This is a genomic window from Virgibacillus sp. 6R (genome assembly GCF_001895305.1).
Classification (GTDB): Bacteria; Bacillota; Bacilli; order Bacillales; family Amphibacillaceae; genus Virgibacillus; species Virgibacillus pantothenticus.
Map to the genome: position 1 here is coordinate 4,504,340 of NZ_CP017762.1, position 25,431 is coordinate 4,529,770.

Genomic DNA, 25,431 nt, shown 5'->3' on the forward strand with positions numbered 1-25,431 from the left:
AATCTTTGGTGAATACTTGGTCAAGCATACAACTACTGCTAAACCATGTTAAAAAACACAATAATATAAAGGGGAAATGACAATGTTACGTTCTATGTATGCAGGAATTTCTGGTATGAAAGGATTTCAAACAAAACTTGATGTGATTGGAAATAATATTGCAAACGTCAATACATCAGGTTTTAAAAAAGGCAGAGTTACATTTCAGGATATGATGAGCCAAACCAATTCTGGGGCACAAGGACCGACGGCTACTCGTGGAGGGATTAATCCTGTACAAGTAGGAACGGGTTCACAGCTTGGATCAATAGATAATGTTCATACCCAAGGGTTTAGGCAGACTACCGGAAGACCTTTAGATCTGATGTTGGAAGGCGACGGTATGTTTATTGTGCAGGGGAATGGAACAACGTATTATACCCGTGCAGGGAATTTTTATTTAGATAATGATGGTCGCATTGTCGATGCAAATGGATTTTACTTGCAAGATATTGATGGTAGGGAATTAAGGATTCCTCAGGATGCTAAAAGCTTTAGTATTGAATCTGATGGTACTATTACGTATGTTAATGCTGATGGAGATCCAGTTAATGGTGGGCAAATTGCCCTTGCTAGTTTTTCTAATCCAGGAGGTCTAGAAAAAGCGGGGAGCAATTTATTCCTTAACAGTGAAAATGCTGGTTATAACGGAATTGTTGCTCCAGAATCAGATGGCGCTGCTAAAATTGTATCTAGTGCGCTTGAAATGTCGAATGTCGATTTATCAGAAGAGTTCACAGAAATGATTACTGCCCAGCGTGGATTCCAGGCAAATACAAGAATTATTACTACTTCTGATGAAATTCTCCAAGAGCTTGTAAATCTAAAACGATAAGTTAGGGGGGAAGGGAGTGTTTCGGCACTCCCACCTAGATAATGATTTCATTGACGCGATTAAATGGGGACGAATTTACATTAAACTCCATAATGATTGAACAAATACAAAATTTTCCAGACACGACGATTACGTTACTCACTGGAAAGAAATTCGTGGTAAAGGAAACAAAAGCAGAAGTGCTTAAACGCACTCTAGAATACTATCAACAAGTTGGTATATTACAAGTTGTAACGAAAAGGGAGGCAAGCAACGACGATGAGTAAACTGGTTAAAATAATGCTAACTTCACTAACAGTACTGCTTATAATAGGGATTTCTGCGTTCGTCGTTGTTCAGTATATAAACACAGATGAGAAGAGTGGGGAAGCAGCTTCTATTGATGAAATGAAGGAATATTCTTATGAAACTCCTGAAATAACGACAGATCTTCAAGACGGGAGTTTTGTCCGAATCCAATTTCAAATTATTGCAGATAGCAAAGACGCAAAAGAAGAAATTGAAAAACGTGATTTTCAATTAAAGAATATTCTAATTAAAGAACTTGCTACCATGAAAGAAAAAAACTTTCAATCAGGGTTGGAAGATTTAGAGAATGAAGTAAAATCTAAACTTAATGAAGTAATGACTACAGGGAAGATTACAGATGTCTATACAATTAATAAAATATTGCAATAAAGTTCGACTCCACTTTGGAGGTGATGGTAGTTGGTAGAAGAAGTTCTTTCACAAAATGAAATTGATGCATTATTATCCGCAATATCTTCTGGTGAAATGGATGCGGAGGAATTGAAAAAGGAAGATCAAGAAAAAAAGGTCCGTGTGTATGATTTCAAACGTGCATTACGTTTTTCAAAGGATCAGATACGCAGTATATCCCGTATTCATGAAAATTACGCACGATTGCTAACCACTTTTTTCTCAGCAAAACTAAGAACGTATGTCAACATCACGGTTGCATCTGTGGACCAAATACCTTATGAAGAGTTTATTCGCTCCGTACCAACGATGACAATTTTGAATACATATAGCCTTGAGCCGTTGGAAGGCAGAATCGTCATGGAAATCAATCCAAATATTGCTTATGCAATGCTTGATAGGACTTTAGGTGGTCAAGGTGGCAGTTTGAATAAGGTAGAAAATTTAACGGAAATTGAGACCCTTTTAATGTCACAGCTGTTTGAAAATGCGAGCACAAAATTACAAGAAGCATGGGCGTCTATTGTAGATATTGATCCTGTAATGGAGGATTTTGAAGTAAATCCACAGTTTTTACAAATGGTGTCTCCAAACGAAACAGTTGTTGTTGTATCACTAAATACAGCGGTTGGTGAGGCAAGTGGGATGATCAATATTTGCATCCCGCATATTGTACTGGAACCGATTATATCCAAGCTGTCGGTTCATTATTGGATGCAGTCAGCAGGAAAAGAGCGAGATGATGAAGCTTATCAAAAACTGACGGCAAATATTCAACAAGCAAAGGTAGAGGTTAAACCGATCTTAGGTGAAGCGTCTATTACGATTGAACAATTTTTGAATTTAAACAAAGACGATGTCATCAGGCTCGATCAATCCATTGAAAGCCCACTAACGTTAGCAGTAAATGATGAACCAAAATTCTTTGTACAGCCAGGTACATATAAAAACAGGATGTCTGTCCAAATACTAGAGACATTTAAGGGGGGAATTGACGATGGGGAATGACGGAATGCTTTCTCAAGATGAAATCGACGCACTATTAAATGTAAGTTCAACAGAAGATGAGAGCAATCAATCGTCGCCTACTGACGAATATTTATCAACAATAGAAATTGATACGCTGGGGGAAATTGGAAATATATCATTTGGAAGTTCAGCGACTACATTATCCACATTGTTAAACCAAAAAGTAGAAATAACGACGCCAGAAGTTTCAGTGATGGCACAAGAAGAACTAAAAAAATTCACTTTTGAACCTGTCAGTGTTCAGGTGAACTATCTAGAAGGTTTTTCTGGCAAGAACGTGTTTGTGATTAAGGCAGAAGATGCAGCAATTATTTCTGATATTATGCTTGGTGGAGACGGCACAAACCCTGCTGAAGAATTAAATGAGATTCATTTAAGTGCGGTCCAAGAGGCTATGAATCAAATGATGGGCGCAGCAGCTACAAGTATGTCTACCGTATTTAATAAACGTGTCGATATATCTCCACCTACGATTCATATGGAAGACCCCGAAAAAGAACCCGAATCAACTTTAGGAGAAGATCCTTTTGTGAAGGTAACTTTCCAGTTGAAGGTTGGGGAGCTAATTGATTCAACCATTTTTCAATTAATGCCGATCCAATTTGCCAAGGAATTGGTGAGCCAATTGGTTACGAATGAATCAGCGAAAGAAGAAACAGCATCGACTGTCGTTGCCGAACCAACCGAACAGGCAGAACCTAAGGAAGAGTCGGCCCACTTTGAGGATACATCGCAATTTTTAGGTTATCATAATCCAGATTCAAAGCAGTCGAATGTGCAGCAAGCAGAATTCTCTCCATTTGAGCCGGTACCTTTGAATAAAACCGAGCAGCGTAATTTAGATATGCTTTTGGATATTCCTTTAAAAGTAACGGTTGAACTTGGGAGGACGAAGCGTACAATTAAAGATATTTTAGATTTATCCCAAGGTTCTATTGTGGAATTAGATAAATTAGCAGGTGAACCAGTGGATATTTTAGTTAATGAAAAACTCATTGCGACTGGAGAAGTAGTCGTTATTGACGAAAATTTTGGTGTTCGGGTAACAGATATATTGAGTCAATCCGATCGTCTAAAAAAACTAAAATAATATAACAAAGTACAATTGGAGGTTTGTTTTTATGGGCAATCGTATTTTAATCGTTGATGATGCAGCATTTATGCGAATGATGATAAAGGATATTTTAACAAAGAACGGGTATGAAGTTGTAGGTGAAGCTCAAGATGGTGTACAAGCTGTTGAAAAATACAATGAGTTAAAGCCTGACTTAGTAACGATGGATATTACGATGCCAGAAAAAGATGGGATTACGGCATTAAAAGAGATATTAGCCGCTGATGCACAAGCAAGAATTATTATGTGTTCTGCAATGGGCCAGCAAGCGATGGTTATTGATGCTATTCAAGCAGGCGCAAAAGATTTTATTGTCAAACCTTTCCAGGCGGATCGGGTTATTGAAGCGATTCAAAAGGCTTTGAGTTAAAAGTGAGTGAATATGTGTGAGGAAATTAACAGTTATATCTAGCCTGCTTAGCCTGCTTCTATTTCTATTTGTAATAGAAGCAGAGGCAGCTCCTAAATCCGTGAATGATTGTATCAACGATGAAGCAGATTGTGAGTCTTCCGAGCAGACACCGGCAAACACTGACAAAGATACGTCAACACTTTTAAATGAAGAAACGGAAACGAAACCATTATGGGTCAGTTTTGTGAAGGTAATCGCTGTTTTATTTCTTATTCTCGGTTTAATTTATTTGGTGCTTCTATTTTTAAAAAGAAAGAATGCTTTATTTAACCAAGTAAAGGCATTGGAAAACCTTGGGGGAATTTCTGTAGGGCAAAATAAATCATTGCAAATTATTCGCCTTGGGAATAAATACTATTTAATCGGTGTTGGCGATAATGTGGAGTTACTGCAGGAAATTAACGATGCATCACTTATTGAAGATTTACAAAGAGCAGGTGCAGGTGGTGAAACGCCTGCAGTTCCAAAGTTCATCCAAAAATTAACTCCTGGAGCGAAGTCCAATCACCAGGATAAGGAAGAAAAAGCTGATTTTAAACAGCAATTCATGAACGAGTTGGACAAATTAAAGCAAAATCGTAGCCAATTAATTCAGCAGTATAAACAAAAGGAAGATCACAATGAATGAATTTATCGATATGTTTTCGAGTTCAGATCCTGCTAATGTGTCCACTTCAGTAAAGCTAATTTTATTATTAACTGTTCTTACATTGGCACCAAGTATTTTAATATTAATGACCAGCTTTACAAGAATTATTATCGTACTGTCCTTTGTTCGAACATCATTGGCTACACAGCAAATGCCACCAAATCAGGTGTTGATTGGTCTAGCTTTGTTTCTTACCTTTTTCATAATGGCTCCCATATTTAATGAGGTGTATGACAATGCTTTAGAACCGTTGTTCGCAGAGGAAATTACGTTGGATGAAGCGTATGATGAAGCAAGTATTCCTATCAAACAATTTATGGCTGAGCATACCCGACAAAAAGATTTAGCCTTGTTTATGAACTATGCCAAATTAGAGCGACCGGAGACCGTTGAGGAAATACCTTTGACGACGTTAGTTCCTGCATTTGCCATTAGTGAGTTAAAAACAGCATTTCAAATGGGATTTATGATTTTTGTTCCTTTTCTGATTATTGATATGGCTGTTGCCAGTGTATTAATGTCTATGGGGATGATGATGCTACCGCCAGTTATGATTTCGTTGCCGTTTAAAATTTTATTATTTGTGCTGGTAGATGGTTGGTACTTAATTACCCACTCATTACTAGACAGCTTTTAGATCGAAGCAGCAGGGCGGTAATCCGTCCTATTTTCCAGACAGATAGGGGGCATTAGAGATGAGCAGCGAATTTGTTTTAACGCTTGCAGAAAAAGGCGTATTTACTATTTTACTTGTAACTGGACCATTGCTTTTGCTCGCTTTAGCTGTAGGATTACTTGTCAGTATATTTCAAGCGACAACACAAATTCAAGAGCAAACCTTGGCATTTATCCCGAAAATTATTGCTGTTCTGGTTGGATTGGTGTTTTTTGGTCCTTGGATGCTAACGCAAATGGTGGAGTTTACTTCTAATTTATTTCAAAATATGAATCAGTTTGTGGGATAAAAAATGTTAGATGTTATTCATGTAAATAGTTTACCAGTATTTTTATTAATTTTAGTTAGAGTAGCAACCTTTTTTGCTACGATGCCGTTGTTTTCCTATCGTACTATTCCAAGACCGTTTAAATTAGGGTTAAGCTTCTTTCTTGCATTTTTAATATTTTATACGGTGGACGCCCCCGCATTAGTGGTAGATGGACATTATTTTTTGCTTATTTTAAAAGAGGCGGCAGTAGGTCTATTGATAGGTTTAATCGCATATATCATTTTGTCTGCGGTGCAAATAGCTGGTGGTTTTATTGATTTTCAAATGGGCTTTGCAATTGCTAATGTCATAGATCCGCAAACGGGAGCCCAAAGCCCTTTAACGGGACAGTATTTTTATATAGTTGCTTTGTTATTTCTATTATCGGTTAATGGTCACCATATTTTAATAGACGGGATGATAAATAGTTACCAATTTATTCCGATAGAACAATTTGTCCCGTTTCAAAATGAATCCATTGTCCGATATGTGATAGACAGTTTTAATTACATGTTCCTGATTGCTTTTCAAATTGCAATCCCTATTGTGGGGTGTTTATTTCTTGTAGATGTAGCACTTGGGATTGTAGCAAGAACGGTTCCACAATTGAACGTGTTTGTCGTAGGACTGCCGTTAAAAATTTTAGTAAGCTTTATCGTCCTATTATTTTTTATGAGTTTATATGTCGTATTAGCAAAGCATTTGTTTGAGGTTTTGTTTGAGACCGTACGCAGTCTCACGAATTTATTCGGAGGTGGATAACTTGCAAATAAAACTGGATTTACAATATTTTGCAGGTGAAAAGACGGAAAAGGCTACCCCGAAAAAACGTCAGGACGAACGGAAAAAAGGAAAAGTTGCCAAGAGCCAGGATGTGAATACGGCAATTTTGTTGCTATTTGCATTAATGATGCTATATGTATTTGGAAATTCCATGAAAGATCGGATGACATCCATGTATGAGCATGCGTTTACGGAATTTATTCATTGGCAAGTAACTGAAACTACGGTGGCACAAGTTTTTAACGGTGCTGCTATGGAAACAGCAATGATGCTGGCTCCTGTTATGATCATCGCTATCATAGCTGCATTAGCGGCCAACTTTATGCAAATCGGATTTTTATTTACGACCGAGCCACTAAAGTTTGATTTAAAAAAAATTGATCCCATTCAAGGGGCTAAACGGATTTTTTCATTACGGGCAATTGTTGAATTGCTAAAATCCTTATTAAAAATTTTAAGTATCGGTACCGTGACTTTTGCGGTAATTTGGTTTTATAAGGACGAGATGATGATGATGGCGTTTAAGACTGCTGATGCAGCACTTGGGTTTTTTGGACAAGTGACTATCATTATGGGAATCACAGCTGTTATTATTTTAATTCTTTTAGCTGTATTTGATTACGCATATCAACGATACGACTATGAAAAAAATATGAAGATGTCCAAACAAGATATCAAAGACGAGTTTAAAAATATTGAGGGAGATCCGTTGATTAAATCAAAGATCAAAGAGCGACAAAGGCAAATGGCGACACGAAGGATGATGAGTGAAGTGCCAAATGCTGATGTTATTATTACGAATCCAACTCATGTGGCCATCGCAATTAAATATGATGAAGAAAAAGCTTCTGCTCCTTATATTATAGCAAAAGGTGTCGATGAAGTTGCCCAAAGAATCAAGCAAGTAGCGAAGGAAAATGGTGTGATGACGATTGAAAATAAACCATTAGCTCGTTCTTTATATCGTGTTGTGGATATTGGTGACGTGATTCCTGAAGCGTTTTTTCAGGCGGTTGCAGAAATCTTGGCATATGTATATAAGTTAGAGAAAAAAGTTTAAGCAATAAGGAGAGACCCCCATGAAAGCAAGAGATCTATCCGTTCTTTTAGGCGTTATTTTAATCATTATTATGTTAATCGTACCACTTCCAGGGTGGTTGTTAAGTATTCTGATACTATGTAATATCTCGCTAGCGCTCATTGTCATTTTAGTATCGATGAATACGCAGGAGGCGTTGCAATTTTCCGTTTTTCCGACCCTCTTATTGTTGTTAACGTTATTCCGCCTTGGACTAAACGTTTCCACAACAAGATCCATCTTATCCGAAGCGGATGCTGGTGGCGTTGTAGATACATTTGGGTCGTTTGTTATTGGGGGGAATCCATTAGTTGGGTTTGTCGTATTCGTCATATTAGTCATTATTCAGTTCCTCGTAATTACCAAAGGTTCTGAACGTGTATCTGAAGTAGCTGCACGCTTTACACTAGACGCGATGCCAGGAAAGCAAATGAGTATTGATGCAGATTTAAATGCTGGTTTGATTTCAGAGCAGCAGGCAAAAGAAAGACGGGAAAAGATTGAAAAAGAAGCAGATTTTCATGGTTCCATGGATGGTGCGAGTAAATTTGTTAAAGGGGATGCGATTGCCGGCATTATCATCGTTCTAATCAATATTATATTTGGGCTAATTATCGGTATGGTTCAAATGGATATGTCGTTTCAAGAGGCGATTAATACTTTTATGCGCTTAACGGTTGGAGATGGTTTGGTTAGTCAAATACCAGCATTACTTATTTCCACGGCCACTGGAATAGTGGTAACACGAACAGCCGGAAGCGGAAACTTGGGAACGGATGTAACGGGGCAATTATTACAATATCCAAAGCTATTATTTATTGCCAGTGGAACTGTGTTTTTACTCGGCTTAACTCCGATCAACTTTTTCTTAACAACTATTCTTTCGGCCTTATTAGCCTTAAGTGGCTATCTCTTATTAAAACAAGCGGAGGATGTCGCGGAACCTAGTGAGGAAGAAACCGATGAAACAGAAAGTGACGTGATGAAAGCTCCAGAGAATGTTGTCCAATTAATTAATATGGATCCAATTGAGTTCGAGTTTGGTTACTCACTAATTCCTATCGCCGATGTGAATCAAGGTGGAGATTTGCTGGATCGAATTGTCATGATTCGTAGACAGCTGGCGATTGAACTAGGAATTGTTATTCCAGTTGTTCGGATTCGGGATAATATTCAGCTGCAACCAAATGAATACCGTTTAAAAATAAAAGGGGAAGAAGTTGCTTCCGGCGAGTTGTTACTCGATCATTATTTAGCGATGGCGCCCGATATGGATGATGATGATTTAGAAGGGATAGAAACGACAGAACCAGCCTTTGGTTTGCCGGCAAAATGGATCAGTGAGGAATGGAAAGATGAAGCGGAATTATCTGGATATACAGTAGTTGATCCACCTTCCGTCGTATCCACTCATTTGACCGAGGTTATAAAACGTCATGCCCATATGCTTTTAGGACGAGAAGAGACGAAGCAATTAATCGAGCACCTCAAAGAAAGCTATCCTATTTTAGTGGAAGAGGTTACTCCTGAGCCATTATCAGTAGGGGACATTCAAAAAGTACTGGCTAAGTTGTTGAAGGAGAAAGTAGCGATTCGTAATTTACCGATTATATTTGAAACCTTGGCTGACTTTGCAAAATTAACGAATGATACTGATCTATTAGCCGAATACGTTCGACAAGCATTATCCAATCAAATTACGAAACAGTATACAGAGGATGGCCAATCGCTTAAAGTTGTTACACTTTCGGCAAAAGCAGAAAAAGCAATTGCTGACAGTATTCAACAAACCGAGCATGGAAGCTTTTTATCGATGGTTCCAGAGCAGCAGCAACAGCTTTTAGAGCATATGAAGGAAGAAGTTGAAAAGTTAACACTTCAAGAGGAAACTGCTATTTTGCTATGTTCTCCTGCTGTACGGATGTATGTAAAACAATTGATAGAACGGTTTTTCCCTCATGTTGTGGTCTTATCTTACAATGAGCTGGAACCAGACGTGCAAGTACAAAGTGTTGGGGTGGTGAATATAGCGTGAAGGTAAAGAAATATACGGCAGCATCGATGCCCGAAGCCATGAAGCAAATACGTAAAGAGTTGGGAAATGACGCTGTTATCCTTCAATCTAGACAAGTAAAAAAGCGGAAATTTTTAGGTCTATTAAAAAAACAACAGATTGAAGTAGTTGCTGTGAAAGATCCACAACCAATAAAGCCCAAAAAACCATTGCATCATCGCGATAAGGAGATATCTGTAAACGAGACGAAAGTAGCCGCTAATGAAGCAAATATCTCCCCTGTATTACAGGAGTTAAAGCAGGTGAAACAGCTATTGCATCAATCAAGTATTGGTATGATGAACTATCCTTTTGACTATCAATCTGCATATCAGTATTTGCTTACGCAAGAAGTAGACCAACAACTCGCTAAAAGCTTCATAGAAGCAGTGATGGAGAAGCATGGAGCTGACCAACAACCGAGTTATCAAGTAATTATCAAGGACATTGAGCAAGAAGTAACGAAACGTCTTCAATCGGTTACTTTTCAAGGCTTAACCTATCGCCACAAACTTGTTTATTTTGTTGGACCAACAGGAGTAGGGAAAACGACTACCATAGCTAAAGTAGCAGCTCAAAGCAAATTACAAGACAGAAAAAGTGTTGCATTTATTACGGCGGATACCTATCGTATCGCTGCGGTCGAACAATTAAAAACGTATGCGGAAATATTAGATGTTCCAATTGAAGTGGTTTATACAAAAACTGATTTGGAGCAGGCAATTCAAAAATTGTCAGCCTACGACGTCATTTTAATTGATACAGCTGGACGTAATTTTCGAGAAGATGCATATATTAGACAGCTTCAAGCAGATGTAGAAGTAAATACAGAAGCGGCGATGTTTTTAGTTTTATCTTTAACAGCCAAGCCTCAGGATTTAGTTGATATTTATAACCAATTTGAGCCTTTACCTATATCACGGGTCATTTTCACTAAAATAGATGAAACAAGGCAATTTGGCAGCATGTTAAATATTATTTTAGAGAAGCATGTCGGGGTAGCTTATTTAACAAATGGACAAGATGTTCCAGAGGATTTGATTCATCCGTCGGCTGAGCTGTTAGCAGCCAACATTATGGGGAATGCTTATGAAATTTGACCAAGCGACAGGGCTTCGAAATAAATTGCGTGCATTGCAGGGACAAAAGCAAGCGAGAACTATTGCGGTTGTTAGTGGAAAAGGAGGGGTAGGAAAATCAAATATTACACTGAATTTTTCACTAGAGTTAGTCAGGCAAGGAAAGAATATCCTCATTATTGATATGGACATTGGCATGGGAAACATTGATATACTTCTGGGTAAACAAATAGAAAAAACGATTGTCGATATGTTCCAAGAAAGATGTCCGATACAGTCCATTATCGAACAAGGACCAGAAAATTTACAATATATTGCAGCAGGATCAAGCTTTACCAATATTTTTTCACTGGATTCATCGACAAAGGAGTTTTTCTTTAAGCAGTACCAATCACTGCAAGCCGAATATGATTATATATTTTTTGATATGGGCGCTGGCGTTACTGCTGACAGCCTATCATTCATTTTAGCGGCAGATGAATGTTTTCTTGTTACTACACCAGAGCCAACTGCTATTACAGATGGTTATAGCATGATAAAACATATCATTGCTCACGATAAGACATTGCCCATTAGTGTGATAATGAATCGAACCTACTCAGAATCACAAGGTCGTAACATGCTGGATCGCTTTCGAAAAGTAACCCAACAATTTTTACAAGTCGATATTCATTTATTGGGCGCCTTACCAGAAGATCAAACTGTTATGAAAGCTGTTATTCGCCAAACACCGTTTGTTTTTCTTCATGAACGTGCAGCAATTAGTAAAGCAATGAAGCGGCTTGTACGCACCTATTTGAAACAAGGGGCTGGAGAAAAAATCAAAACAACAAATACTTCTACCTTCTTAAATAAATTAAAACGATTATGGACGGAGAGATAAATAAAACATGAACATCATTCGTGTCCTTGTCATTGATGATTCCGCTTTTATGCGCAAAATACTTTCAGATATGCTAGCGAGTGATCCACGCATTGAAGTCGTTGGAACGGCTCGAAACGGAGAAGATGGGTTACATAAAATAAAACAACTTTCTCCAGATGTAATAACGCTTGATGTGCAGATGCCAGTAATGGATGGGATCACAGCTTTGAAGGAAATTATGCAGACACATCCGATTCCTGTCGTCATGCTATCAAGTGTTACAGAAGATGCAACCATTAAAACCATTCAAGCCATCTCAAGTGGGGCAGTAGATTTCATTGCGAAACCATCTGGAGCCATTTCAATAGATATAGAAACGATGAAACAAGAAATTATTCATAAAGTGATTACTGCTTCAATGGTAAAATTACCACGGCAACAAAAAGCAAGTAAAAAGCAAATTCCAATCAAAGAGCCTATAAAGGAATTAGCAAATTATCACCAGACAATTGTTGCAATTGGTGCCTCAACAGGTGGTCCAAGAGCGCTACAACATATTGTAGAGCAACTACCTAAAAATTTGGCTGCAGCTGTGTTAGTTGTTCAGCATATGCCAGCTGGTTTTACAAAATCGCTTGCAGAACGATTAAACCTTAAGTCTGAATTGCTTGTAAAAGAAGCAGAGCATGGGGAAAGGTTGCAACACGGCGTTGTATACATTGCCCCAGGGGGCTGGCATATGAAATTATCGCAAATAGGTACTTCGATTTTTATTGATTTAACAGAAGAAGACCCTTTACGTGGTCACAGACCGTCCGTAGATATGCTATTCACATCCGTTGCGCCACTGCAGGAAGTGAATAAGATTGCCGTCATTTTAACTGGTATGGGGAATGACGGTACAGATGGTATTAAAAACCTAAAAAAAAGCGACGACCGAACGTATGTCATTGCTGAGTCCGAAGAAACGGCAATTGTCTATGGTATGCCAAAAGCAGCAATGGCAACAAATCTGGTTAATAAGCAAGTTCCTTTGGACGAAGTAAGTCGTTTAATAACTAAATTAGTATAGTTGGAGGGATAGAGTTGGATACTTCTGGATATTTAACCGTGTTTATTGATGAAAGCAACGAACATTTGGAAGTTTTATACAACCAATTACTAGCGTTAGAGAAGCAACCAGAGGAAACAGCCATTATTGAAGAGATCTTTCGAGCAGCACATACGCTTAAAGGCATGTCTGCAACAATGGGATATCATGACTTAGCAAGTCTTACCCACAAGTTAGAAAATGTATTCGATGCGATTAAAGAAGGTAAGATCAGTGTTCAAAGTGAAATGATAGATGTCTTGTTTGCTGCCGTTGATTATTTGCACGAAATGGTAGAGGATATTTCAGCTGGAGGTAATGGAAGCAAGGACGTAACGGACGTCGTTGAGCAATTGAAATGCTTAGAGCAAGGCGAAACTTTGCCTCATGAGAAACCTCAATTAGAAGCATCGCAAGAGCCAGCCGTACATTCGCAGCAGATGAAAAACATTGATGAATTCGCAATGACTATTCTACAAGAGTCTAAAGAGCGTGGTTATACAAATTATGAAATATCAATTACGTTAAAAGAAGATTGTCTTTTAAAAGGCGCTCGTGTGTTTATGATTTTTGAAGTTTTAGAAAAGCTAGGCGAAATTGTCAAATCAGATCCGTCTGTAACCGAACTGGAAGAAGAGCAATTTGATCATACATTTACGGTTCTCTTTATTTCCGAACATAAAAAAGAAACGATACAAATTAACATCGAAAAGGTCTCTGAAATTGAAGCAGTTGAAATCGTTCCTTTTAACATAGAGCAGCATCAAGAAAAGGAGCAAGATTCCCGAAAGCTTGCAGAAAATCAAGGCACAACGAAAGTAAAAGAAACGAAACAACGCTCTTCTAAAGGAGTAGCTAATAAAACCATTCGTGTTAATATTGACCGTTTAGATGTACTTATGAATTTATTTGAAGAATTAGTTGTCGATCGTGGCAGATTAGAGCAATTAGCAGCTGATTTGGATAACAAAGATTTACAAGATACTGTCGAGCATATGTCGCGTGTGTCAAGTGATCTTCAATCTATCATTTTAACGATGCGTATGGTTCCGATAGAGCAAGTGTTTAACCGATTTCCACGCATGATCCGCCAAGTTGCTCGCGAGTTAAATAAGCAAGTCGAAGTAGAGATTATTGGCGCTGAGACAGAGTTGGATCGTACGGTGATTGATGAAATTGGCGATCCATTAGTACATTTAATTAGAAATGCGATTGATCACGGTATTGAAGCAAAAGAAGCGAGAATAAACAAAGGAAAACCAGAATATGGCACATTGAAGCTCGAAGCTTATCATAGCGGAAACCACGTATTTATCGAAATTGAAGACGATGGAGCAGGAATTCATAAAGAGAAGGTATTAAACAAGGCGATTTCAAAAGGAGTCATTTCAGAAGGGCAAGCGGAACTTTTATCGGATCAGCAAATATTTGAATTAATCATGTCAAGTGGCTTTTCTACTGCTGATCAAGTATCGGATATATCCGGACGAGGTGTTGGGTTAGATGTAGTCAAAAATACGATTGAGTCGTTAGGTGGAAAAATAACGATTGATTCGAAACAAGACAGAGGCTCCGTCTTTTCCATTCAATTGCCGCTCACCTTATCGATAATTTCCGTGCTGCTAATTGAATTGCAGAAGGAAAAATATGCTATACCACTATCGTCAATCATAGAAACAGCCATTGTGCATCAAGACGAAGTGATGCATGCACATCATACGAAAGTCATTGACTTTCGTGGGAAAGTTGTGCCGTTGGCATTTTTAAATGACATATTTGCTGTGAAACAACCAGCTGATGCAGAGACAAATGCGTACTTATCGATTGTCATTGTAAAAAAAGGGAACAAAATGGTAGGTCTCGTAGTAGATTCGTTTATTGGTCAACAGGAAGTTGTTTTAAAATCATTAGGTAATTATTTAACGAATACATTTGCCATTTCTGGCGCGACTATTCTTGGTGATGGTGAAGTTGCTTTAATTATTGATAGTAATGCATTAGTAAAATAACCAATGGAGGGGTATATGATGGAAAACAATATGTCAGGAAATAGAAAAGTGATTGTATTTCAACTTGGCGAGGAAGAATATGCTGTTTCTGTGCAGCAAGTAGGTTCTATTGAAAGACTAATACCAATAACGAGAGTTCCGCAAACAGCTGATTTTGTTAAAGGTGTAATTAATCTAAGAGGCGTTGTAACTCCGGTTATCGATTTGCGCTTGCGTTTTGGTATGGAAGAGACGGATTATAACGACTCCAGTCGGATTATTATTGTATTTGTGGATAATATGGAAGTTGGTTTAGTAGTGGATGCAGCAAATGATGTGATTGATATTCCAGAATCCAAAATTGAACCAGCGCCTGAAGTTATTGGTACTGTCGATGCAAAATATATCGAAGGGGTAGCGAAGCTTGAGGATCGTTTACTTATTTTATTGAATATGCAAAAAGTGTTAACTGAAGAAGAAATGGAAGAATTGAAGTCAGTGGAAGGGTAAGCAGTTATGGATCTTACAAAATTAACACAAATGCAAAAAGATGTGCTACGAGAAATAGGTAATATCGGTGCAGGAAATGCTGCTACTTCCATGTCCCAATTAGTCAATCGAAAAATAGAGATGGATGTACCAGCAGTAAATATTGTTAGCTATGACGAAATGATGGAGCTTATTGGTGGTCCAGAGGCAGTAGTTGTTGCCTTGCTATTTCGCATTAAAGGGGACGCCCCCGGTACGGTATATTTCATATTATCTTTAGAAGAGGCAGATGCGCTGATTAAGGAGATAACGAATAATGCTGCATTAAGTGTCCATAACGATGATGAGCTAGCAGCTTCCGTGCTGCAAGAAGCAGGAAATATTGTAACAGGAGCTTATTTATCTGCTTTAGCTGACTTTACAAATATTACGATGCAGCCTTCTGTGCCTTATTTAAGCATCGATATGGCAGGGGCAATTTTAACTGTAGGGTTATTGGAAATTTCTCAAGTGGCTGACTACGCCCTTATTATCGATGCGAAGATGAATACAGCTTACCAAGCAAATCAAATCAAAGGTAATTTTTTATTTATTCCAGATCCCGATTCATTTTCAAAACTGTTTGCAGCTCTAGGAGTCACATATGATGTCTAAACTAGTATCCTCATCTACTGTTGTTAAGGTCGGAATTGCAGATTTAAATGTAACGAAAGCCCCTAATAAAATTCGTACTTCTGGCTTGGGGTCTTGCGTTGGAGCCGTCATTTATGATGAACGAAAACAAGTAGCAGGATTAGCGCATGTGTTATTGCCAGATTCGAAACTAGCAAGACAAGATAATTTTAATCACTATAAATATGCAGATACAGCTATCCCTATTTTGGTAGATCAGTTAGTCGATCTTGGGGCGAGAAGAAATCTTTTAAAAGCGAAAGTGGCTGGTGGTGCACAAATGTTCCAATTTTCTTCCGGAACTGATTTGATGCGTATCGGTCCTCGAAATGTAGAAGCTGTTTTAGAGAAGCTGGAGCAGTTATCCATCCCTGTCCTTGCATCTGATGTAGGTGGTCATGCTGGACGAACAATAGAATTTGATATACAAACAAGTCAGTTAAAAATCCGAACTGTAAATAAAGGGGAAGCATTTATTTAATACTTTCCCACTCTAATAGTACGGAAGTATATTTCTGGTTTAGGACTGCCTTTGATATGGATTAAGCTATGGTAAGAAGGAGTGATAAAGATGAAGGTGAATCCATCTCCGCATGAACAAAAGCTTTGGAATAATTGGTTTGATACCTATGATATGGAAGCAGCAAATGAACTGATAGAGAATTATATGTATTTAGTTAGCTTTCATGTGGAGAGAATCGCAAGCCACTTGCCAAATAGTGTAATGAAAGAAGACGTAAAAAGCTTTGGATTAATGGGGCTTTATGATGCACTGAAAAAATTTGACCGCAGTCGGGAATTGAAGTTTGATACGTATGCTTCCTTCCGTATTAAAGGTGCGATTATTGATGGCTTACGAAAAGAAGATTGGCTCCCTCGATCTTTACGAGAAAAAACAAAAAAGATCGAGCAAATATCAAATCAATTGGAACAGCAATATCAAAGGGTACCAAGCACTGCTGAAATTGCCGAGCATGCAGGTATGACCGTCAAAGAGGTGGAAGCAGCGATGTGTGATTCTTTATTTGCTAATGTCCTTTCCATTGAAGAAAAACCGAGTGATCCGAAGCTAAAGCTGAAAGAAGGAATTGGTTATTCCATTCCTGATACAAAATCGATTACACCGGAAACTCAAGTTATAGAAAGTGAATTGAAAGAAGAATTAAAAGAGGGTATTAAACATCTAAATGAAAATGAGCAATTAGTAATCAGCTTATTTTACCATGAAGAATTAACATTAACAGAAATAGGAGAAGTACTTGGATTAACCACATCACGGATATCGCAAATTCATAAAAAATCGATTGCAAAGCTTCACAGTATATTGAAAAAAGTTCAAGCTATATCCTAACTTGTTTCAGTAAGTCTTGCTTTATTTGTTTACAATAAGGAGGGCAACAAATGGAACAATTAAAAAAGACATTTAAAATTAACGTCTCCCAAGATAAAATGGTAGCACAAATAAATAGGATTAAGGATGATGATCATACGGCGCAACAAATAACGGAAGCCGATATAAGGGAATTTTTAATGGAGAATGATGTTACATATGGCATCATAGAGGAAGCAATCCATATGTTAGTCTACAAGGCTTCTAAAGTTACCTATCCGTTAACCATTGCCGAGGGAAAACAGCCAATTCACGGCAAAGATGGTCAAGTTCACTATCATGTCGAATTCAACCCAGTTATGGTTCGAGATGAAGTATGTGATTTTCGTGATGTTATGCGGATCCCTTCCGTGAAAAAAGGTGAAAAAATTGCTACACTCATTCCGCCTACAGAAGGAAAGAACGGTATGAACGTAAGCGGTGCTGTTGTCCCATCCATTCCTGGTAAACCAGCCGCTGTAAAAGAAGGGAAGAATGTTGTATTTCGCGAAGCAGATCAAGGATTTTATGCCACTTCTGAAGGGCAATTAAACAAGCGAGGAAGGTTCATTCAGGTTTTGCCTGTTTTTGAAGTACAGCAAACTTTATCTATGAAGACAGGTAATTTAGATTTCATAGGCACTATTATCATACATGGCGATGTCCCTGCTGGGTACACCGTTAAAGCAAAAGGAGATGTCAAAATATTTGGTATGGTTGAAGCAGCATCGGTTACTGCCGGTGGTTCTGTCTATATCTCAGAAGGTCTGGCAGGACAAGGGACGGGGAGTATTCATGCTGCTGAATCCATTCATATCGGTTACATTAACCAGGGGAATATTGTGGCGGGGCAGGATTTATTTGTAGAAAATTCTATTTTTCACAGCCAATGTACAGTGGCTGGACACGTTTTTTGCCAAAGAGGCAGCATTGTTGGAGGCACAATCTCGGTCGGTAATACAGTAGAAGCAAAAGATGTTGGCAATCGCGTAGGTGTTAAAACAGAAATTATGTTTGGCGTAGATCATCGCACAGAGAAACAAGAGCAGAAATTACTCGATGAAAAGAAAGAATTGGAGGCTACTCTTTCCAAATTAGCTTTATTAGAGAAAAAAATACAGGGGCAACAGGTAGAGAATGATCCCAAGCTTAAAATTACGTTACTTCGTTATAAACACTCTTGGAATAAGACCGAAGAGCGTTTGAAAAAGGTAGAGCAAGCTATACGTCAGCTTACTTCCAAACTGGGGAGTGGGGAGAACGGTGCATTAATTGTCCGTAATTATTTATATACGAATGTGGTAGTAGCGTTTGGAAAATATTATCGTGTTAGTAAAGCAGATTATCAACGGGTAAAAGTACAGCTGGTTGACAACGAAATTGTCACACATCCACTATCTGATAACTAAGCACTTCCGCTTAAAGCGTGTCTGATTTTTAAAATAAGAAACCGATATCCAAATGTCGATTAGTAAGCAACGAGGAAAAGGAGGCTACAGCAGCGTCACCCACGAATGGAGCTTCACTTTTCCGGTATGTTAAAGGGAGTGAAATAATATGGGATGGAAATCAATTGAATTGCAAGTGGCTATTCCACGCTCTCAAGATGCAGGTAAAGTACAACAACAACTTCTCAATCAAAGTCAACAATATCAAGCCTCTCTTACACAGCATCAATTATTGGAGGAACTGAGAAAAAGAAAACAGGTAAATCATGTCCATCAGCCTCATTTGTTAAAGCTTGAGCACCAATCAAAAACAAGCCAGTCGCTTGCAAAGAAAAAGAAAAGTCAATGCCACACGGATAAACATCCTTATTTAGGAAAAGAAATTGATTTAAATGGATAGGAGAGCGGTGAACAGATGGTGACATCTCTATTATTAATCATTAGTTTTTTATTACATATAGTCACCCTTACAGCTATTTTTCGATTGTTTAAACAATTGAAAAATAGCGAGCGGTACGATACTTCTGAAATGAATGCTTTATTTACGGAATATATTAATGAAATTAAACAGGAAAACTTGCACTTACAGCAGCAATTGGCGCAGCAAAAAAATAATCAGCAAGAAGAGAAGCGAGAGGTAGAAAAGCAAGCACATATATCCTCGCCGGAAATAGAAAGTATTCACAACGAAACGAAGCCACAGGATGAAATGACAACTTCTCTGCAAGGGAAAATTTTGCAATTGTATAGTCAAGGGTTCACGCCTTCAGAAATCGCCCAGCAATTAAATTGCGGAAAAACAGAAGCAGAATTAACGGTAAAGCTCTATCACATGTCATCCGACAATTAAGTGATAATGAACGGCGGGATATGGCAAAGCTTAAAGGCAATTAAAAGAAAAAATATATTTTGCTTGATTTAGGGGAGTTACTCTTGATGAGCATCTAAATGTGGGACTAGTGGGCGATGAGAAATGGATAATGAGTAAGAGTTAGCAACTCCAAAAAGCAGTGGAGATACACGAAGACCCTTCAATTATAGAATACACATTTTCTTCATGATGCCTTGCTGCCATAGCCTACCATGCCTCATGGGAAATCGAAAATCCTGCAGGAAGCCACTTTTTGGTTCCGAGGAAGTGGAGGGGCTGCCGCAGAAAGCGAATGGGTATATCGGGTTTCGTAGTGAAGATAAAGAGAAAATATTTTAGATCTGTGCGACATTAGAAAAACTTGGCTTGTCGCCAAGTCTAATGGCGGAAGCCTTTGTTTTTCTTATACTATAAACCAAAAAAATCTTATACTTTCCTATAGTAGAACAAAGGCGCAAACGTCCGTTTAGCAACGTAGTGAATGGAACGAATCCACTAAAGATAAGGAATCATGCCCGTTTTTAGTCGGCCTTCCTCTTAAAGACGAACCGATGAGGCCTTATCGTAGGGCGCATTTCTAAAGTCGCATAATTGCTGGGCTCATGCGCGGACGTGGCTATTCGGTTATTTCGTTATCCACAAGCACATCATTTTATTGTTTCCTATACAATAAAAAATCACGATGGGGAGAACAGCTTCCATACATACTTGCCAGACTAATTAAAAAAAACACTTGAATCCTGTCATTTGTTATGGTATATTATCTTGTGGTGTGAAGATAATGTACTGTGTTACTAAGTGTCAGTACGTCAATTACACACGTATAGGGATTTGTAAATAAGGTGCCAACTTAATTGGTCTATTTACAAAGAGGATCTAATACGGAGGAAAAAACCAATTAGGAGGAATTTATAATGTCAGCTATTTCAATGAAGCAGCTACTTGAAGCTGGTGTACATTTTGGTCACCAGACTCGTCGCTGGAACCCAAAGATGAAAAAATACATCTTTACAGAACGTAATGGTATTTACATTATCGACTTGCAAAAAACAGTTAAAAAGGTTGATGAAGCTTACAATTATGTAAAGCAAGTTGTTGCCGACGGAGGAACTATTTTATTCGTTGGAACAAAAAAACAAGCACAGGAATCTGTACGGGATGAAGCGATTCGTTCAGGTATGTTTTATGTAAACCAACGTTGGTTAGGTGGAACCCTTACAAACTTCCAAACGATTCGTAAGCGTATCAACCGTTTAAAAGATATTGAACGTATGGAAGAAGACGGTACATTTGAAGTACTACCAAAAAAAGAAGTTGTTGATCTACTTAAGGAAAAAGATCGCTTAGTCAAATTCCTTGGTGGTATTAAAGAAATGAACAAACTTCCAGATGCGTTGTTTGTAATTGATCCACGTAAAGAACGAATTGCAATTGCTGAAGCTCATAAATTAAATATTCCGATCATCGGAATTGTGGATACAAACTGTGATCCTGATGAAATTGATTATGTTATTCCTGCAAATGATGATGCAATTCGTGCTGTGAAACTTTTGACTTCCAAAATGGCAGATGCTATTTTAGAAGTGAAACAAGGTGAAGAAATGGACGAAGCTCCAGCATCAGAAGAAGCATCTAAAGAAGAAGCAACGGAAACAGAACAAGAGTAATCATGAGAAAGGTGAGGGTGATAAGAGGATGAGAGCCTTTTATCACCTTTTTTAAAGAAAAATGAATTAGTCGATGATCTTAAGGAGGATTTTAAATGGCAATCACTGCAAAAATGGTAAAAGAATTACGTGAAAAAACTGGTGCAGGTATGATGGACTGCAAAAAAGCGCTACAGGAAACAGATGGCAACTTAGATGCTGCTGTAGACTACTTACGTGAAAAAGGTCTTTCTAAAGCAGCTAAAAAAGCGGATCGTATTGCTGCTGAAGGGTCTGCGTACATTCAAACGGAGGGCAATACGGCAGTATTATTAGAAGTAAATTGTGAGACAGACTTTGTAACTAAAAACGATCAATTCAAGGATCTGTTGTCTGAATTAGCGACTCATTTGCTAGCTCAAAAACCAGAAACAGTTGAAGAAGCACTTCAACAAACGATGGAAACAACAGGAGAAACGGTTGAAAACCACATTAAAGCTGCAGTTGCAAAAATCGGTGAAAAATTATCTCTTCGTCGTTTTACCGTCCTAACGAAGACAGACAACGATACATTTGGAGAGTATTTACACATGGGTGGACGCATTGGTGTTCTTACACTACTAGAAGGAACAACAGACCAAGAAACTGCAAAAGATGTTGCGATGCATATTGCTGCAGTAAATCCTCGTTACATTTCTCGTGAAGATGTGGCAGAAGAAGAAGTAAATCATGAGCGCGAAGTGTTAAAAGCGCAAGCATTAAACGAAGGCAAGCCGGAAAAAATTGTTGAAAAAATGGTAGAAGGTCGTCTTGGTAAATTCTTTGAAGAAATTTGTTTATTAGAGCAAAGCTTTGTTAAAGACCCAGATCAAAAAGTGAAGAAATTTGTTGCGGACAAAGGAGCTTCTGTAAAAGCTTTCGTGCGTTATGAAGTAGGCGAAGGTATGGAAAAACGTGAAGAAAACTTTGCAGATGAAGTGATGAACCAAATTAAAAAATAAATTGGTTGATAGGGAGCAAGCAATTGTTCCCTATTTCTCCATACAACTTAAGGATTTGTATACAATAAACTATTATATTTTCTATGGAGGTTACTATGACAACAGCTCGTTACCGTAGAATTGTGCTTAAATTAAGTGGCGAAGCATTAAGTGGCGAACTTGGATATGGCATTGAGCCAAAGATTATCCAGTCTATCGCTGATCAAGTTAAAGAAGTTGCTGAAATGGGTGTGGAAATCGCCATTGTCGTTGGTGGTGGAAACATATGGCGCGGTAAAGTAGGCAGTGAAATGGGAATGGATCGTGCTAATGCTGACTACATGGGAATGCTGGCAACAATTATGAACGCTTTAGCGCTTCAAGATGGACTGGAAAACATCGGTATACCAACGCGAGTACAGACATCCATTGAAATGCGTCAAGTGGCTGAGCCGTACATAAGAAGAAAAGCAATCCGCCATTTGGAGAAGAAGCGAGTTGTCATTTTTGCTGCTGGTACCGGAAATCCATTTTTTTCAACCGATACAACTGCAGCATTACGTGCTGCTGAAATTGAAGCAGAAGTCATTTTAATGGCGAAAAATAATGTAGACGGCGTATACACAGACGACCCTAAACTGAATGTAAATGCAAAGAAGTATGAGAATCTTTCTTATATGGAAATGTTAAATGCAGGCCTTGGAGTTATGGATTCAACCGCTTCAACTTTGTGCATGGACAATGATATTCCTTTAGTTGTCTTCTCCATTATTGAAGAAGGAAATATTAAACGTGTTGTTCAAGGTGAAGTAATCGGAACTACAATAAGGGGGAAATAAAAATGTCGGATGGTATATTGAAAAAAATGAATGAAAAAATGGAGCAAGCTATACAAGCCTTTTCTAAAAATCTGGCTACTGTAAGAGCTGGAAGAGCAAACCCAGCTTTATTGGACAGTGTTTTTGTGGAGTACTACGGTATGAGTACACCATTAAACCAAATTGCATCTGTTTCTGCTCCGGAAGCAAGGCTACTCGTTGTTACTCCTTTTGATAAATCAGCTATTTCAGATATTGAAAAAGGTATTCAAAAAGCAGATTTAGGTATTTCGCCTTCCAGTGATGGGAATGTTATTCGCATTAATATTCCAGCTTTAACGGAAGAACGTCGGAAAGATTTGGTGAAAGTTGTCGGTAAATACGCCGAAGAGTCTCGTGTACAAGTGAGAAATATTCGTCGTGAAGCAAATGACCAGCTGAAAAAAGAAGACGGTATTTCAGAAGACGATATACGAGCTTTACAAGATGATGTACAAAAAGCGACTGATAAATATATAGCCCAAATTGACCAGCTTGCAAAAGATAAAGAAAAAGAAATTATGGAAGTTTAATGCAATTCCATGGTAAAATAGGAAGAAAAGGCCCTCTTTTTTTAAGGGGGCTTTTGTATTCCTGTGAAAAAATCGGTATAATAAAACTTGGTTTACATGATATAATGATGATTCAAGTATCATAGAACACAACTGTACATCATATATATGTGCAGATAAGAAACTAGAAACGTTGACACATATTCGGAGGACAAACTATGTCAATTAGACTTCCCTTTACAAAAAAGAAACGAAAAGAATCAGAACCATTAACGAATACGGAGAACATTCCCAACCATGTTGCCATTATTATGGACGGAAACGGGAGATGGGCGAAAAAAAGGTCATTGCCACGTATTGCTGGTCATAAAGAGGGTGTTGATTCAGTAGTAAGAACTGTTCGCGCAGCGCATAAATGCAATGTCAACATAGTGACATTGTATGCATTTTCCACTGAAAATTGGAAACGACCGCAAAAAGAGATTGATTTCTTAATGAAGCTTCCAAAGGAATTTTTACATATTCACTTACCTGAGCTAATGGAAAGAAACGTTCGTATTCAAACGATTGGTGAATTTGATGCCCTGCCGGCGCATACAAAAGAAGCTGTTCAATACGCCATTGATAAAACAAGGAATAATGATGGATTATTATTAAATTTTGCTTTAAACTATGGTAGTAGATACGAAATTGTACAAGCAACGAAACAAGTAATGGCAGATATCCAAAATTCAAAGCTATCGATGGATGCTTTAGATGAAGAAATCTTTGCCAAGTACTTATATACAAAAGAACTAAGTGATCCTGATCTGTTAATACGAACAAGCGGTGAACAACGATTAAGCAATTTTTTATTATGGCAGCTAGCATACACTGAATTTTGGTTTACCGATGTTTATTGGCCAGATTTTGATGAAGCAGTATTTAAACAAGCAATTGAAGAATATCAGCAACGCCAGCGTCGTTATGGCGGTATTTAAGGTGAGGTAGTATATGAAGCAACGGATAGTTACGGCCATCATTGCACTAATAATTTTTGTTCCATTCGTTATTATTGGTGGCCTTCCATTTGAGATTTTAGTTTACGCAATGGCAACGATTGGTTTTTTAGAGTTATTAAGAATGGGGAATATTGCTAAATACTCGATTCCCTCCATCCTAGGAATTGTGCTTTTATGGGTGTTGTTAAGACCAGAACATATGGAAGCCATCCCTTTTATGTGGCTGACGAAATCAGAAATATTAATGCTCATTGTTTTGTTGCTCCTATCCTACACAGTATTAGTAAAGAATAAATTTACCTTTGACCATGCAGGTATCGTCTTAATATCGGCGATCTATGTAGGATTCGGTTTTTATTATTTGCTGTTAGCTAGAGATAGTGAAGGAGGAGGATTGGCAACGATTCTCTATATATTTCTCCTTATCTGGTCAACTGATACAGGAGCATTGTTCTTTGGCCGAGCATTTGGAAAACGAAAGCTATGGCCAAAAATTAGTCCAAATAAAACAATTGAAGGTGCATTAGGTGGCGTTCTATTAGCCATTATAGTAAGTATAATATTTCAACTCATTCATCCGCTTGAAGACAGTATAATTGTTATGATGGGAGTAGCAGTGATTGCTTCTGTATTTGGTCAAATTGGTGATTTAGTTGAATCGGCTTTTAAACGTCATTTTGGGGTCAAGGATTCAGGTAATGTACTTCCCGGTCATGGCGGTATTTTAGACCGTTTCGACAGTTTATTATTTGTCCTGCCAATTTTGCATCTTGTCGGGTTCTTCAATTAATAGGCAAGTAAGCATCGATATCCATGTGGTTTGAAATGGGAACGATGCGACTATATTTTTTAGTCATGAGTGGGGATTCTCTTTCCCCACAGATTGT

At 38.1% G+C, this 25,431-nt stretch carries 29 protein-coding genes; all 29 read left to right on the forward strand.

What is annotated here, in order from left to right; genetic code table 11:
- Positions 1–82: 82 nt before the first annotated feature.
- A complete protein-coding gene (gene flgG / locus BKP57_RS20345) occupies positions 83–874 on the forward strand; it encodes a flagellar basal body rod protein FlgG (protein ID WP_050352744.1) in 792 nt (263 codons plus the stop codon).
- Positions 875–915: 41 nt separating this feature from the next.
- Complete coding sequence (locus tag BKP57_RS20350) at positions 916–1,140, forward strand: flagellar FlbD family protein (protein WP_050352745.1); 225 nt, start codon at positions 916–918, stop codon at positions 1,138–1,140.
- On the forward strand, positions 1,133–1,552 hold the full coding sequence (gene fliL / locus BKP57_RS20355; RefSeq protein ID WP_050352746.1) for a flagellar basal body-associated protein FliL: 420 nt from the start codon (positions 1,133–1,135) through the stop codon (positions 1,550–1,552). The genes BKP57_RS20350 and fliL overlap by 8 nt, the downstream gene beginning before the upstream one ends.
- Positions 1,553–1,582: 30 nt before the next feature.
- On the forward strand, positions 1,583–2,581 hold the full coding sequence (fliM, locus tag BKP57_RS20360; protein ID WP_050352747.1) for a flagellar motor switch protein FliM: 999 nt from the start codon (positions 1,583–1,585) through the stop codon (positions 2,579–2,581).
- Positions 2,571–3,692: a flagellar motor switch phosphatase FliY gene (gene fliY, locus BKP57_RS20365; RefSeq protein ID WP_050352748.1), complete on the forward strand. Its 1,122-nt coding sequence runs from the start codon at positions 2,571–2,573 to the stop codon at positions 3,690–3,692. Before fliM ends, fliY begins: the two co-directional genes overlap by 11 nt.
- A gap of 31 nt (positions 3,693–3,723) precedes the next feature.
- The gene (locus tag BKP57_RS20370) at positions 3,724–4,086 is read left to right on the forward strand and encodes a response regulator (protein WP_050352749.1); all 363 of its coding nucleotides are present in this window, start codon (positions 3,724–3,726) and stop codon (positions 4,084–4,086) included.
- 16 nt (positions 4,087–4,102) lie between these two features.
- Positions 4,103–4,756 carry a flagellar biosynthetic protein FliO gene (locus BKP57_RS20375; protein WP_050352750.1) on the forward strand — a complete coding sequence of 218 codons (654 nt, stop codon included), beginning with the start codon at positions 4,103–4,105 and terminating at the stop codon, positions 4,754–4,756.
- On the forward strand, positions 4,749–5,414 hold the full coding sequence (fliP, locus tag BKP57_RS20380) for a flagellar type III secretion system pore protein FliP (RefSeq protein ID WP_050352751.1): 666 nt from the start codon (positions 4,749–4,751) through the stop codon (positions 5,412–5,414). Before BKP57_RS20375 ends, fliP begins: the two co-directional genes overlap by 8 nt.
- A gap of 58 nt (positions 5,415–5,472) precedes the next feature.
- Entirely contained in the window at positions 5,473–5,742 is a 270-nt protein-coding gene (gene fliQ / locus BKP57_RS20385; protein WP_050352752.1) for a flagellar biosynthesis protein FliQ, read from the forward strand.
- A 3-nt stretch (positions 5,743–5,745) separates the two neighbouring features.
- Positions 5,746–6,525, forward strand: coding sequence for a flagellar biosynthetic protein FliR (gene fliR, locus BKP57_RS20390; protein ID WP_072742250.1), 780 nt, complete (start codon positions 5,746–5,748; stop codon positions 6,523–6,525).
- Between the two features lies 1 nt (position 6,526).
- Positions 6,527–7,606: a flagellar biosynthesis protein FlhB gene (gene flhB, locus BKP57_RS20395; RefSeq protein WP_050352754.1), complete on the forward strand. Its 1,080-nt coding sequence runs from the start codon at positions 6,527–6,529 to the stop codon at positions 7,604–7,606.
- 19 nt (positions 7,607–7,625) lie between these two features.
- Complete coding sequence (gene flhA / locus BKP57_RS20400; RefSeq protein ID WP_050352755.1) at positions 7,626–9,659, forward strand: flagellar biosynthesis protein FlhA; 2,034 nt, start codon at positions 7,626–7,628, stop codon at positions 9,657–9,659.
- A complete protein-coding gene (flhF, locus tag BKP57_RS20405; protein ID WP_050352756.1) occupies positions 9,656–10,777 on the forward strand; it encodes a flagellar biosynthesis GTPase FlhF in 1,122 nt (373 codons plus the stop codon). The genes flhA and flhF overlap by 4 nt, the downstream gene beginning before the upstream one ends.
- Positions 10,767–11,639, forward strand: a complete 873-nt coding sequence (locus tag BKP57_RS20410; RefSeq protein WP_050352757.1) for a MinD/ParA family protein — start codon at positions 10,767–10,769, stop codon at positions 11,637–11,639. The genes flhF and BKP57_RS20410 overlap by 11 nt, the downstream gene beginning before the upstream one ends.
- A gap of 7 nt (positions 11,640–11,646) precedes the next feature.
- Positions 11,647–12,693, forward strand: coding sequence for a protein-glutamate methylesterase/protein-glutamine glutaminase (locus tag BKP57_RS20415; RefSeq protein ID WP_050352758.1), 1,047 nt, complete (start codon positions 11,647–11,649; stop codon positions 12,691–12,693).
- Positions 12,694–12,707: 14 nt separating this feature from the next.
- Positions 12,708–14,720, forward strand: a complete 2,013-nt coding sequence (locus BKP57_RS20420; RefSeq protein ID WP_050352759.1) for a chemotaxis protein CheA — start codon at positions 12,708–12,710, stop codon at positions 14,718–14,720.
- 18 nt (positions 14,721–14,738) lie between these two features.
- Positions 14,739–15,209, forward strand: coding sequence for a chemotaxis protein CheW (locus BKP57_RS20425; RefSeq protein ID WP_050352760.1), 471 nt, complete (start codon positions 14,739–14,741; stop codon positions 15,207–15,209).
- A gap of 6 nt (positions 15,210–15,215) precedes the next feature.
- Complete coding sequence (locus tag BKP57_RS20430; RefSeq protein WP_050352761.1) at positions 15,216–15,842, forward strand: chemotaxis protein CheC; 627 nt, start codon at positions 15,216–15,218, stop codon at positions 15,840–15,842.
- Positions 15,832–16,341 (forward strand): chemotaxis protein CheD, encoded by a 510-nt coding sequence (locus BKP57_RS20435; protein ID WP_373314108.1) that lies wholly within the window; start codon positions 15,832–15,834, stop codon positions 16,339–16,341. The genes BKP57_RS20430 and BKP57_RS20435 overlap by 11 nt, the downstream gene beginning before the upstream one ends.
- A gap of 90 nt (positions 16,342–16,431) precedes the next feature.
- The gene (locus BKP57_RS20440; RefSeq protein ID WP_072742251.1) at positions 16,432–17,211 is read left to right on the forward strand and encodes a FliA/WhiG family RNA polymerase sigma factor; all 780 of its coding nucleotides are present in this window, start codon (positions 16,432–16,434) and stop codon (positions 17,209–17,211) included.
- Between the two features lie 50 nt (positions 17,212–17,261).
- Positions 17,262–18,638 (forward strand): flagellar assembly protein A, encoded by a 1,377-nt coding sequence (locus BKP57_RS20445; RefSeq protein ID WP_072742252.1) that lies wholly within the window; start codon positions 17,262–17,264, stop codon positions 18,636–18,638.
- Between the two features lie 148 nt (positions 18,639–18,786).
- Positions 18,787–19,077 (forward strand): hypothetical protein, encoded by a 291-nt coding sequence (locus tag BKP57_RS20450; protein WP_050352765.1) that lies wholly within the window; start codon positions 18,787–18,789, stop codon positions 19,075–19,077.
- Positions 19,078–19,092: 15 nt separating this feature from the next.
- On the forward strand, positions 19,093–19,527 hold the full coding sequence (locus tag BKP57_RS20455; RefSeq protein WP_072742253.1) for a DUF6115 domain-containing protein: 435 nt from the start codon (positions 19,093–19,095) through the stop codon (positions 19,525–19,527).
- A gap of 935 nt (positions 19,528–20,462) precedes the next feature.
- Positions 20,463–21,215: a 30S ribosomal protein S2 gene (gene rpsB / locus BKP57_RS20460; RefSeq protein WP_050352767.1), complete on the forward strand. Its 753-nt coding sequence runs from the start codon at positions 20,463–20,465 to the stop codon at positions 21,213–21,215.
- A gap of 95 nt (positions 21,216–21,310) precedes the next feature.
- The gene (gene tsf, locus BKP57_RS20465) at positions 21,311–22,195 is read left to right on the forward strand and encodes a translation elongation factor Ts (protein ID WP_072742254.1); all 885 of its coding nucleotides are present in this window, start codon (positions 21,311–21,313) and stop codon (positions 22,193–22,195) included.
- Positions 22,196–22,290: 95 nt separating this feature from the next.
- Positions 22,291–23,013, forward strand: a complete 723-nt coding sequence (gene pyrH / locus BKP57_RS20470) for a UMP kinase (protein ID WP_072742255.1) — start codon at positions 22,291–22,293, stop codon at positions 23,011–23,013.
- A 2-nt stretch (positions 23,014–23,015) separates the two neighbouring features.
- Positions 23,016–23,564 carry a ribosome recycling factor gene (gene frr, locus BKP57_RS20475; RefSeq protein WP_050352770.1) on the forward strand — a complete coding sequence of 183 codons (549 nt, stop codon included), beginning with the start codon at positions 23,016–23,018 and terminating at the stop codon, positions 23,562–23,564.
- A gap of 197 nt (positions 23,565–23,761) precedes the next feature.
- Positions 23,762–24,523: an undecaprenyl pyrophosphate synthase gene (locus BKP57_RS20480; RefSeq protein ID WP_050352771.1), complete on the forward strand. Its 762-nt coding sequence runs from the start codon at positions 23,762–23,764 to the stop codon at positions 24,521–24,523.
- Between the two features lie 13 nt (positions 24,524–24,536).
- Positions 24,537–25,334, forward strand: coding sequence for a phosphatidate cytidylyltransferase (locus tag BKP57_RS20485; RefSeq protein WP_050352772.1), 798 nt, complete (start codon positions 24,537–24,539; stop codon positions 25,332–25,334).
- Positions 25,335–25,431 lie beyond the last annotated feature (97 nt).